Origin of the sequence: Pseudomonas sivasensis (genome assembly GCF_021391435.1) — a bacterium.
GTDB classification, from domain to species: Bacteria; Pseudomonadota; Gammaproteobacteria; order Pseudomonadales; family Pseudomonadaceae; genus Aquipseudomonas; species Aquipseudomonas sivasensis.
The window spans coordinates 164,520-176,715 of sequence record NZ_CP090029.1; the positions used below are offsets into that span (position 1 = coordinate 164,520).

Here is a 12,196-nt window from a genome sequence, read left to right on the forward strand (position 1 = left end):
TTGTATTCCTCATGATCAGTAGTGGCGTCGGTCTGAACGGATTGTTCAGTCTCGACACACCACTAGAGTGAGGCCCCCCACCGGCGTTACAGCGGTGCGCAAATATTGCTGAAAATTATTCGTCGAGTTTCAAAAGCGGCTCGTGGAAGCGTAGCAAACGCCCGGCGTTACCCAGCACCAGCAACGTGCTGAGGTTGTGCAACACTGCCGCGATCATTGCCCCTGCGGCCCCCAACCAGCCAAATGCGGCGAACACCACAATCGCCAGCGTCCAGCCCAGACCGATGATCACATTGACCTGCAACGTGTGCCGACACTGGCGACTCAAGCGCACACAGGTGCCGAGGCGGCGCAGGTCGCTGCCGATCAGCACCACGTCCGCCGAAGCCAGCGCGATGTCCGCCCCGCCCGCCCCCATTGCCACGCCCACCACGCCGGCCTTGAGCGCCAGGGAGTCATTGATCCCGTCGCCCACCACCATTGGCCGAAAGCCGCTGCCGATTTCGCCCAGCACGCGGTTGAGCTTGTCCTCAGGCAACGCCTGGGCTTCGACATCGCTGATGCCCACGTCCAAGGCCAAGCTGTCGGCCACGCTTTGACGGTCGCCGGTCAGCAGCAATTGGCGGCCCAGGCCCAGCTCACGCAATTCTTGCAGCGCCAGGCGGGCTTCCGGCTTGACGCTGTCAGCCAGCAACAGCCAGGCGAGAAATCGCCCGTTCAGGGCCAGCCCGGCAATCGGGCCGTCATGGTTGGGCACGCCCGTGGTGGCAATGCCCAACTGCTCGAACAACTCCGGACGCCCAAGGGCCGCTTCGCCCTGCTCGGTCTGCGCCACCACGCCGAGGCCCTGGCGTTCGCGGATGTCGGTCAGCATCAACAGTTGTTGCTGGGTAGCCAACCCCGCCAGCGCGCGGCTGACTGGGTGACTGCTCGCCGAGCCCAGGCTGGCCGCCAGATTCAACAACGCCTGCCGGTCCGGCTCAAGGGTTTCGATGGACTGTAATCGCAGCGTGCCAAAGGTCAGGGTGCCGGTCTTGTCGACCACCAGCGAGGTCAAGTCCGCCAGCTCTTCCAGGAACGCCGAGCTGCGAATCAGAATCCCATGGCGCGCCGCCACGGCGATCCCGGCAATCGCCGTGGCAGGTGCCGACAACACCAACGCACAGGGGCACGCCGCCACCAGCACGGCGAGCATCGCCTGGGCGTCATTGGTCACAAACCAGGTGACCGCCGCCAGCAGCAGCACCAACACCATATAACTGCCCGCATAGCGCTCCAGCAGTCGCGTGATCGGCGGCTTGGACCGCTCGGCGTTCTGCATCAGCGCGATGACCTTGCCCAAGGTCGACTCGTTGCCGGTGCGCGTCACTTCAAGGCGCAGCAGACCGTCGAGGTTGATCGCCCCGCCAAACACCTGCACGCCGACGCTGGCTTCCAACGGCACCGACTCACCGGTGATCGGCGCCGTGTCCAGACTCGCCTGGCCCGACAACACCACACCATCGGCGGGCACACGGTCACCGGCGCGCACTTCCACGATATCGCCGGTGTTCAGCGTGCCGTTGTCCACTTCAACAATGCTGCCGTCGGCCTGCACCAACCGCGCATGGCTGCGGGTCAGTTTGCCCAGAGCATGGATCGCTTCCTGGGAACCGATCACGCTGCGCTCCTCCAGCACATGCCCAAAGATCATGATGATCGGCAGCAACGCCGCCGTCAGCAGATCCCCAGTAGCCCAGGCGCCAAGCATGGCCAAGGCGATAAGTTGATCGGTAATGCCATGCAGGCTGGGAAACCGCAGGCTGTACCACGCCGAACGCATCACCGGCACGGCCACCAGCAGTGATGCCACACCCAGTAATAGCTGACTGACGCCAGTCTGGTCCGGCGCCAGCCAGCGCCACACCAGACCCAGCACGAGTAATCCCAAGGCCAGCATGGCAAGGGTCAATTGCCGGGCAGCGCTGCGCTGCTCGGCGGACGTCAACATAGGTGCGCTCATTGCTCGGCTCCCTGGATGATCAAGCGGGAGTCGTCTTTAGGGTCTACCGTGGTCACGGAGCCCGCCTGGCCGAGAATCTTCGGCAAGCGCTCGCGGTACAGACGCAGAAGCAAACCCGGGTCTTTGACCTGGGCGAGGCTGGCGACGGTGGCGGTTTGCGCCTGGGCGTTGGCCAAGCGTTCGCTGGCCTGGGCGTGGGCAACCTGCACCACACGGTCAGCTTGCTGATTGGCGGTTTGGGTGAGCTTTTCCGCTTCGGTGCGCGCATTGGCCACCGCTTTATCGGCTTGCTGACTGGCCGTCAGCACCGCATTGAACGCATTCACCGCCGGGCCCGGCAGGCTCGACTGCACATCGACACGGGTAACTTCGATCCCCAAGCCCAAGCCGCTTGAGGTCAACTGCGCCAGCCGCTTATTGATGCCTTGCACCAGGTCACCGCGCAACCGTTCACGACGCTCGGCGGCGCTATTGTCGGCGCCGATCAGTTCCGGGCGCGCCACCAGAATCGTGTCCAGGTCCCGCGCCGCCGTCAGGGCCACGGCGCTGCGCGTGACCAGGCGATCCAAGGCCGGCAACACATGCTCGCCCTGCAATACAAAGGAATACGGTTCGGTGACCTTATAGAACACCCGCACATCCAGCTGCACCACTCCGGCATCCCCGGTCAGCAGGTAGCCGGAGCCGGCCATGGCATCGCTCAAGGGCGTGGCGAAACTGGCCACGCGGTCAGCCTGCACCGCCGCCTCCGAACGCAGCAGGTTTTCCACCCGCCGCTCGATCACCCGATCGGCGGCCGGCAGCAACACCACCTGCTCAAATGGCTGCGGCCAGGCCAATAGCAAGCCAGCATTCTGAATACGGTCGAGGGCGCCGAAGTGCAGCACCACGGCGCGGTTCTGCGGGTCGATCTGGCGCACATTGGAAAATGCCCAGGCCAATGCCGCCAACACAGTCACCGCGTACAGCGCCATGAACGTCAGGCGCCCGGCCTGAATCCATGGGCTGTCCGGGCTGTCACGCTCGGTCATGGCTGGACGTCCTTCGGTCCGTCCACCAGCGCACGGAATGGTGCGGCGTCGGTGCGCAGGATGATCTTGGTGCCCGGCGTCACCACCGTGCCCAAGGTATCCAGCGAGCGCAGTAAGTTGTACAGCTGGGGATTACCCGCGTAGGCCCGCCCGTAAATCTGCGCGGCCTCGACACGCGATTGCGCTTCGATATCGGCGGCTTTCACCGTGGCGTCGGCCTGCACGATGCGCGCGTCGCGCTCGGCGGCGGAACGGATTTGGGCCGCTTCGCGCTTACCCACGGCAGTGCGTTCGGTGGCGATGGTTTCGCGCTCGGCACGCATGCGGTCGACGGTGGCGGTCAGCGTCACCGAGGGCAACGTCAGCCGCTCGATACCGACTTGGGCCACGCGTACGCCGTAGGTAGTGAGCAATTGTTGATCAATTTGCTGGCGCAACTGCGCCTCGAAATCGGCGATACGTACCTGGCTGGCGTCGGTATTGATCAGGCTGGACAGGTCAAAACTGGCCGCCGTGGTTTCCAGTGCCGAGCCGACGAAAGTGCGAATCTGCCGCGCCGCCTCATCCGGCTGGTTCTGCACCGCACGCATAAAGCGCTGCACATTGTCGGCATCGCCCTGCACCTGCCACGCCACATAGGCCTGCACGATGATGCGCAAGCCATCGCGGGTGCCCACGTCCTGCAAGCCGCTGGAGGTGGTGCGCAGGCGCAGGTCCACCGGGATCGCCGCTTCGAACGGCGCCGGCCAGCGCCAACCAAGGCCCGGCTCCAGCAACACCCGCGACGGGTTGCCGAACCGCGTAATCACCGTGGCTTCGCCGGACCGCACTTGCACCAGGCTTGCCGCAGCGACCGCAAACAATACGAGCAACACGGCCCAGCCCATGCGCCGCCAAGGGAATGGGCCAGCAGCGTGCTCATCACCATGATGGTGGTGGCCGTGATGATGGTGATGACCGTGATCGTGAGAATGAGCGCTCAACAGACAGACTCCTTATTGAACGGCTTTACGCGGCACCGAGGGATCGGCCGGCAAGGTAAAAGAACGCAGATCGATCGTCGGTGCGCCATCGGCGCCCAGGCGATGATCCAGAATCAGCAGTTTGGCGTGGGCCAGGCCCTGGCTGAGTTGGCCAAGGTACTGCTCCAACACGAAGGCCTGGCCTGCACTGGCATAGGCCTTTTGTTCGGCGGCGAAACGCAGGTCGGCCGCCTGTGCGCCAGCATTCACTTCATGGGCCGTGGCCGTGGCTTGATCGCGGGCAATGCTGGCTTGCAACAGGGCCTGGTTGGTCTGCTCACTGGCGGCTCCGCGCTCGCGGGAGATCAGGGCCTGAGCACCGATCTGCGCAGCTTGCACGCCGTGATAGGCGTTGGCGGCACCGGCCGGTGGGTGGATGGCTTCCACAACGGTGGCGAGGATTTCCACACCGCTGTGGAGTTTCTGCAGATCCGCCTGCACCGCGCGCCCCACTTCGTCAGCCAAGCTAGTGCGTTGTTCGCCGAGCAATTCGTCGAGAGTGCGCGAAGCAAAGTCGTGCACGAGGATGCGGCCGGCGGTGCTGCGGATCAGGGTCGGTACATCCGCGCTGTTATACGTCGCCGCCAGCGCGGCCTCGTCGGTAAGGCCAATGCGGTAGACGAAGCGCACATCCATATTGACGATCTGGAAGCCCTGCTTATCGGCGCTGCTGCTGGCGATGACTTGGGATTTGTCATTCACATGGCTGGCGTCCCACAGTCGATTGGCAATCAACGGCGCCGGACCTTCCGCAGGTGTCAGCTCGGGCGAAGCAGTTTCGCTGACGCTGGTGGCCAATTCATGCACCACGCCGTTTTCCACTTTAATGACGCGACCCAATGGCCAAGGCAACCCGGCATGCAGGCCAGGGCCGAAGACTTGCACCGGTTTGCCGAAGCGTTCATAGATCCCACGGCCTTGCAGGGGCACTTCATGCACACCGGTCAGCGCCCAACCGATCGCCAGCACCACCAGCAGCACCGGAAAAAATGCGCGGCGCATGTAGGTAAAGGCCCAGATCTGACGCAGGTCAATGCCGAAGCGGTTGTGCAACTCGTGCTGCAACGCCAGCAACGGTTGTGGCGGCCAGCGCAGCAAACCAGCGATAAAACTTTGCGCCATCAGGCGGGGTTCAAGATGCGGTTGGCGCGGGCTGAACAATGACAACGCGCCCCTGAGCAGAAACTCCGCCGCCACCAGTGCCGGCAGCAGGCCAATCAACACCGCCAGACGCAACGGCCACACGGACTCGGCACCGGCAAACAGCAGGCAAATCGCGCTGACCACCAGGCAACTGATCGCCACTCGGCTCAACTGCGCCAGTTGCGAAGCTTCCGGCCATTGCGCGGCGGTTTCCTGGGCCAGGCGACGTTCGAACACCAGCAAGCCAAACGCCAGGGCCAAGACCAACGCGGCGCCAATGCTGGCGGACTGACCTACAGCCGCAGCCGGCAACGCCAGGTTCCAGAATTCGATAACGCTAACCAGCGCGAGCAGCGACCAGCCGCCAAGCCACAACACCGGCGCGCCAATCTGCTTGCCAAAGCGCCCAACCAGTCGCGCGTACCGGCCCGTTTGCTCAACCGGTACTTCAACCGCGGGTTCCTCCAGCGCCTGGGCGCGCCAATCGGCCACCCACCACGCCGACTGCAAACCCGCCACCAGCACCAGCAACGCGCAGGCGCTGTTGATCAATACCACCGGCCAGATCGACAGCGGCGCAAACAAGGCGACAAACAGCGCCAGCACCCAACCGGCGACGGCCAGCACTGTCAGGCTGATACCGGCCTGACGCAATCGACGGGCATGGAACTGCCCCTGTTGAAAGCGCGCGAGGCCTTCTACAGAAGCGCCGTCAGCTTCTAGATCCACTTGCATCCCAACACGCCCGCCTGTACACAATTCGTTACGATATAACACGCGACGTGAAATTTTTGTTCGTCAAAAAGCGCTTTTGAACACGACACACATCCCCTGTGAAAGGGGGCTTGCTCCCGATAACGACCTGTCAGTTGGTGCCTGTGCTGGCTGATCCATCGCCATCGGGAGCAAGCCCCCTCCTACATTTGTTTCTCAGTGCTCTCCAGAGCGTGACTAAACCCCCATAAACACGAGCCATCACTGGTAGATCTCATGATTAATCGGCACACTCCAAGCCAGTTTTTCGCGGGCTCACGGACAAGGAAGCGTCACCCCCCATGATTTCGATCTATCAGCTCAAACCGCGTTTTCAAAACCTGCTGCGTCCTCTCGTGCAGCGCCTCTACGACAACGGCACCACCGCCAATCAAATCACCGTTCTGGCCGGAGTGATTTCTCTGCTGGTGGGCCTGCTGATTGCCAGCTTCGCCCAACACCTGTGGCTGTTTGCGTTGATCCCGCTGTGGATGATTGCGCGCATGGCCCTTAATGCCATCGACGGCATGCTCGCCCGTGAATTCGGCCAGCAGTCGCGCCTGGGCGCCTACCTCAATGAACTCTGCGACGTGATCGCCGACAGCGCGCTGATCCTGCCCTTTGCACTGATCCCGGGCGTGAGCCTGGCGCCGGTGCTCTTGGTGGCATTGCTGGCGGTATTCAGCGAATACGCCGGTGTGCTCGGGCCCATGGTCGGCGCTTCACGGCGCTACGACGGGCCGATGGGCAAAAGTGATCGGGCGTTTGTACTCGGCGTGCTGGCCACCGGTGTAGCGCTGGGCTGGCTCGGCGCAGGTTGGGTCGACACGGTGATGTGGCTGGTCGCCGCCCTGCTCGCCTACACCCTGGTCAACCGCGTACGCCAAGGCCTGAAAGAAACCCCTTCCCCTTCTGCATAAGGATTTTGCGATGCGCGAACAGCAAGCACACACCTTCAGTACCCATGATGGCGTCGAGCTTTTTTACCGACACTGGCCGGCCACTTCCCCTGCGGATGGCGAGCCACGCCAGGCGATCGTGCTGTTCCATCGCGGCCACGAGCATTCGGGCCGCATCGCCCATCTGGTCGATGAGCTGAACCTGCCCCAGTTCGACTTCTTCGCCTGGGACGCCCGCGGCCACGGCCAATCCCCCGGCGAGCGCGGTGACAGCCCCAGCTTCGCCACCAGCGCCCGCGACGTGCAAACCTTTTGTGACCATATCGGCGCCACCTACGGCATCGAAGAGGAAAACTTCGCTGTCATCGCCCAAAGCGTCGGTGCGGTAATCGCGGCTACATGGGTGCACGATTACGCGCCGAAAATCCGCGCGTTGGTGCTCGCCTCGCCAGCGTTCAAGGTCAAGCTGTACGTGCCGTTCGCTCGTCCAGGCCTGGCGCTGATGCGCAAGTTTCGCGGCAACTTTTTCGTCAACAGCTACGTCAAGGCCAAGTTCCTCAGCCATGACCCGGAGCGAGTGGCGTCCTACGACAGCGATCCGCTGATCACCAAGGCGATTTCAGTGAATGTGCTGCTGGGTCTGTACGAAGCAGCCGACCGGGTTGTAGCGGATGCCCAGGCCATCCAAGTGCCGACTCAGTTGCTCATCTCCGGCTCCGACTTCGTGGTGCATCGCAAACCCCAGCAGCAATTTTTCGACCGCCTAGGCAGCCTGAAAAAAGAGCTGCATATCCTGCCCGGTTTTTTCCACGACACCCTCGGCGAACGTGACCGCGCCGTGGCGGTGAGCAGTGCCAGGCGCTTTATCCTGCAAAACTTTGCTCACCCGCTGGACCGCGCCTCCCTGCTCGACGCCGACAAACTGGGCGCCACCTGCGCCGAGTCCGAATCCCTCGCCGCGCCGCTGCCGCGCAACTCCCTGCGTGACCTGTACTGGCGCATGACCCGCGCCAGCATGGGCTTGGGCAAGAACCTGTCAGATGGGGTGAAACTGGGCTTCGACACCGGTTTCGACTCCGGCAGTACCCTGGACTACGTCTACCGCAACAAACCCACCGGCAAGGGCGGGCTGGGGCGGATGATCGACACCAACTACCTCAACTCCATCGGCTGGCGCGGCATCCGTCAGCGCAAGCTGAACGTCGAAGAACTGCTGCGCCTGGCCATGGCCAAGTTGCGGGATGAACAGCGTGAAGTACGTATCGTCGACATCGCCGCCGGCCACGGGCGTTACATTCTGGAGGCCTTGCAGGGCGTGTCGCCGCTGCCGGAATCGATCCTGTTGCGCGACTACAGCGATATCAACGTGCGCGACGGTGGCGCGCTGATCCGCGAGAAAGGCCTGGGGGATATCGCGCAGTTCGTCAAAGGCGATGCGTTTGATCGCGCGGACCTGGCGGCGCTGGAACCCAAGCCGACGTTGGCGGTGGTGTCTGGGCTGTATGAATTGTTTGCCGATAACAGCATGGTCGGCGGTTCGCTGGCCGGCCTCGCCGAAGCGGTCGAACCCGGTGGCTACTTGGTGTACACCGGCCAGCCATGGCACCCGCAACTGGAGCTGATTGCCCGCGCATTGACCAGCCATCGCCAAGGCCAGGCCTGGGTGATGCGCCGTCGCAGCCAGGCGGAAATGGACCAACTGGTGGAAGCCGCCGGTTTCCGCAAAATCACCCAGCGTGTGGATGAGTGGGGCATCTTTACCGTGTCACTGGCACAGAAGATCTGAGCATGCGCGAACCCGGTTTGTTGAAACCAGCCGTCCTGTGGCTGCTGCTATTAGCGCCGTTGTTCTTCAGCACCTACGGCTTTGCCACCTGGGTCACCAGCCAGCGCAGCGACGTGGGCACGCTGGTGTTCGGCTGGGAAACCCATATGCCGTTCTGGGCCTGGACCATCGTGCCTTACTGGTCCATCGACCTGCTCTACGGTTTCTCCCTGCTGCTGCCCAGCACCCGTCATGAACTCAAGCAACACGCACTGCGCCTGCTGAGTGCCCAGGTGATCGCGGTGAGCTGCTTCCTGATCTGGCCACTGCGTTTCACCTTCGAGCGGCCCGAGCTGGATGGCGTGTTTGGCTGGTTGTTTGCGGTGTTGGCGGGCTTCGACAAGCCATTCAACCAGGCACCGTCGCTGCACATCGCGCTGCTGGTGATCCTGTGGGTCATGTTCCAACGTCATACCCAAGGTTTCTGGCGCTGGCTGGTGCATGGCTGGTTCGCGTTGATCGGAATTTCGGTGCTGACCACTTATCAACATCACTTTATCGACTTACCCACAGGCGCCCTCGCGGGTTGGATTTGCGTGTGGTTGTGGCCGCTCGAACATCCGAGCCCGCTGCTGAATACGCGGCTTACCCAAGACCGCAAGCGCTGGCAGCTGGGCGTGCGCTACGGCCTGGGCGCCCTGGCGCTGATCATCGTGGCGTTAAGCCTGGGCGGTTGGTGGCTGTGGCTGCTGTGGCCAGCGGTTTCCCTTGGGCTGATCAAGGCGAATTACTTCGTGCTGGGCGCGGCGGGTTTCCAGAAGCGCGCTGATGGTCAGCTCACACCCGCCGCGCGCTGGTTATATGCGCCCTATCTAGTGGCTGCCTGGATCAATTCCCGGCTGTGGACACGCAACCATCCACAGCCCAACGTGATTGTGGATAACGTTTGGCTGGGGCGGATTCCTACCTCAAAGGAGCAGAGTTCATTCAGCGCCATTGTGGATCTATGCGCCGAACTGCCGATTAATCCACAGGGCCGCGCGTATCAATGCATCCCGGTGCTCGATCTGATAGCGCCGACACCCACCGAATGCCGGCAAGCTGCTGAAGCCATCGAACGCCTCCGCGCACGCGGCCCGCTGTTGGTGTGCTGCGCCCTCGGCTACTCACGCAGCGCGACCGCCGTCGCCGCCTGGCTGTTGCACAGCGGGCGCGCCACGACGGTGGACGAAGCGCTGACTATTATTCGTGCAGCACGGACCGATGTGGTCCTGCACCCCGCTCACCGTGAAGCATTGGAGGGTTTGCCCCATGCCCGCTGATATGGAACTCCATGTGGTGGCCAGCCTGCTGCGCCGTGGCCGTTCGCTGGATCAGTTATCCACAGGACTGACCGTGGCCGGTGTGCTATTCGGCCTGGCCCAATTGCTGATGGCGAGTATTTCGATCATCTGCCTGCTGCTCAGCCTGTGGATGATTATCCTCGGCCTGCTGCAAAAGTACTGGGCGCTGCGCGTGGCCTTCGACGCCGACCTGTTCGCCCTGCTGGCCCGCGATACTGAGCGCACCGCCGACCTCGACCAAGCCCTGCAGACCCTCGGCCTGCAATCGCCCAATCGGGCCGGCCGACCTTGGGCCGAGCGCCGTCGCGGCGCCCTCAAATTGTTGCGCAAACAAGCCTGGCTGCTGGGCGCGCAAGCGCTGCTGACCCTGGGCGTGATCCTCGCCAGCCCTTGGCTGCCTTTCGCCGGATAAGGAATCCCCATGTTCGAACCTGTGGTCGCCACGCTGATTACCTCCATGGCCCGCACCGTCACCGGCGCCCGCAGCCTGTGGCTGGGTTGCGCGCCCGTGCCGGTGCAACGCATCTACTTCGCCAACCACAGCAGCCACGGCGACTTTGTGCTGCTGTGGGCCTCGTTACCGCAAAACCTGCGCAAATTCACGCGCCCGGTGGCCGGCAGTGATTACTGGAATAAAAGCGCGCTGCGTCGTTACATCATCAACCGCGTGTTTAATGGTGTGCTGATCGACCGCGAACGCAAGGACCCTGTGGATAACCCTCTACAGCCTATGCTCGCTGCGTTGGAGGGTGGCGATTCGCTGATCATCTTCCCTGAAGGCACGCGCAATCCGGAGGACGGCTTACTGCCGTTCAAAAGCGGCCTGTACCACCTGGCAAAAAGTTACCCACAGGCCGAATTGATCCCCGTGTGGATCGCCAACCTCAACCGGGTCATGCCCAAGGGGCGCGTTTTGCCGCTGCCGTTGTTATGCACAACCAGCTTCGGTGCACCGCTGCAACTGGAAGACGGTGAAGACAAGGCGCTATTTCTAGCCCGCACACGCGACGCCCTGCTCGCCCTCGCCCCGGAGCATGTCTGACATGGATAGCCAAACCCTGATGCTGTTCGGCGGAATCGGCGCGATCCTGGTACTCGCCTCGCTGATCGGCCTGATCCTCAAACTGCGTACCCGTGGCACGCCGAACGCGGTGATCGACAACCTCAACGCCCGCATCAATGCCTGGTGGGTGATGGTGGTGGTGATCGGTATCGCCTTCTGGCTCGGCACCGGTGCGGTGATCCTGTTGTTCTACGCGGTGTCCTTCTACGCCCTGCGCGAGTTCCTCACCCTCACCCCGACCCGACGCAGCGACTACCCGGCGCTGGTGGCCGCGTTCTACCTCGCCCTGCCGCTGCAATACCTGCTGATTTATTCGGACTGGTACGGGCTGTTCTCGATCTTCATCCCTGTGTACGTGTTTTTGCTGCTGCCGATCCTCGCCTCATTGGGCGGCGACACCACACACTTCCTCGAACGTGCCTCGAAAGTGCAATGGGGCTTGATGATCGCGGTGTTCTGCGTGTCTTTCGTCCCGGCCCTGCTGACGTTGGACATCCCCGGCTACGAAGGCCGCAACCTGCTGCTGATCGCCTATCTAGTGATCGTCGTGCAACTCTCGGACGTGTTGCAGTACGTGTGCGGCAAGCTGTTCGGCAAACACAAGATCGCGCCCAACCTGTCACCGTCCAAAACCGTGGAAGGTTTTGTCGGCGGGATTCTGCTGTCCTCCCTGATCGGCGCCGCGCTGTGGTGGACCACGCCGTTCAACCCATGGCAGTCGTTCCTGATCGCCTTGCTGATCAACCTGCTCGGTTTTGCCGGTGGGATCGTCATGTCAGCCATCAAGCGGGATCGGGGCGTTAAGGATTGGGGGCATATGATCGAAGGCCACGGCGGCATGCTGGATAGGCTGGATTCGGTGTGCTTCGCCGCGCCGATTTTCTTCCACCTCGTACGCTACTGGTGGACCTGACCACCAGCATTCTCAGCTCAATGGAGCGCTAAATGTGGGAGGGGCTTGCTCCCGATGGCGGTGTGTCACTCGCTGAAGATGTTGACTGATCCACCGTCATCGGGAGCTCGCCCACTCCCACAAAAGCCGCCGGACACCTGAAGGACATGGCCAACCTCATGGTCGCCCGCTCGCTGGCATGCATGGGCGCTCACTAACCCTATAAACATCCCGCCATACGGCGTATCGGCGTCATCTTTTGTATCAAAGACGCTGTAAGATA

10 protein-coding genes are annotated in these 12,196 nt (G+C 62.7%); 6 read left to right on the forward strand and 4 right to left on the reverse strand.

Annotated elements, in window-relative coordinates:
* Positions 1–115: 115 nt before the first annotated feature.
* From LRO94_RS00730 to hflK (LRO94_RS00745), 4 genes are read right to left on the reverse strand one after another with little or no spacing between them, the layout of a single operon-like run.
* Complete coding sequence (locus LRO94_RS00730) at positions 116–2,002, reverse strand: cation-translocating P-type ATPase (protein ID WP_099601796.1); 1,887 nt, start codon at positions 2,000–2,002, stop codon at positions 116–118.
* Entirely contained in the window at positions 1,999–3,033 is a 1,035-nt protein-coding gene (gene hflK / locus LRO94_RS00735) for a protease modulator HflK (RefSeq protein WP_179179728.1), read from the reverse strand. Before hflK (LRO94_RS00735) ends, LRO94_RS00730 begins: the two co-directional genes overlap by 4 nt.
* Positions 3,030–4,019 (reverse strand): protease modulator HflC, encoded by a 990-nt coding sequence (gene hflC, locus LRO94_RS00740; RefSeq protein WP_371260679.1) that lies wholly within the window; start codon positions 4,017–4,019, stop codon positions 3,030–3,032. Before hflC ends, hflK (LRO94_RS00735) begins: the two co-directional genes overlap by 4 nt.
* A 9-nt stretch (positions 4,020–4,028) precedes the next feature.
* The gene (gene hflK, locus LRO94_RS00745) at positions 4,029–5,933 is read right to left on the reverse strand and encodes a protease modulator HflK (RefSeq protein ID WP_179179727.1); all 1,905 of its coding nucleotides are present in this window, start codon (positions 5,931–5,933) and stop codon (positions 4,029–4,031) included.
* Between the two features lie 320 nt (positions 5,934–6,253).
* On the opposite strand from hflK (LRO94_RS00745), the gene LRO94_RS00750 reads away from it, so the two are divergent.
* Genes LRO94_RS00750 through LRO94_RS00775 form a run of 6 tightly spaced genes read left to right on the forward strand, consistent with a single transcriptional unit; the run spans position 6,254 to position 11,934 of the window.
* On the forward strand, positions 6,254–6,871 hold the full coding sequence (locus LRO94_RS00750; protein ID WP_032885184.1) for a CDP-alcohol phosphatidyltransferase family protein: 618 nt from the start codon (positions 6,254–6,256) through the stop codon (positions 6,869–6,871).
* A gap of 10 nt (positions 6,872–6,881) precedes the next feature.
* The gene (locus LRO94_RS00755; protein ID WP_032885182.1) at positions 6,882–8,636 is read left to right on the forward strand and encodes a bifunctional alpha/beta hydrolase/class I SAM-dependent methyltransferase; all 1,755 of its coding nucleotides are present in this window, start codon (positions 6,882–6,884) and stop codon (positions 8,634–8,636) included.
* Positions 8,637–8,638: 2 nt separating this feature from the next.
* Positions 8,639–9,937 (forward strand): phosphatase PAP2/dual specificity phosphatase family protein, encoded by a 1,299-nt coding sequence (locus LRO94_RS00760; protein WP_032885181.1) that lies wholly within the window; start codon positions 8,639–8,641, stop codon positions 9,935–9,937.
* On the forward strand, positions 9,927–10,370 hold the full coding sequence (locus tag LRO94_RS00765; protein WP_179179726.1) for a hypothetical protein: 444 nt from the start codon (positions 9,927–9,929) through the stop codon (positions 10,368–10,370). Before LRO94_RS00760 ends, LRO94_RS00765 begins: the two co-directional genes overlap by 11 nt.
* 9 nt (positions 10,371–10,379) lie before the next feature.
* Positions 10,380–11,000 carry a lysophospholipid acyltransferase family protein gene (locus LRO94_RS00770; RefSeq protein ID WP_032885179.1) on the forward strand — a complete coding sequence of 207 codons (621 nt, stop codon included), beginning with the start codon at positions 10,380–10,382 and terminating at the stop codon, positions 10,998–11,000.
* A gap of 1 nt (position 11,001) precedes the next feature.
* Positions 11,002–11,934, forward strand: coding sequence for a phosphatidate cytidylyltransferase (locus LRO94_RS00775; protein ID WP_032885177.1), 933 nt, complete (start codon positions 11,002–11,004; stop codon positions 11,932–11,934).
* Positions 11,935–12,196 lie beyond the last annotated feature (262 nt).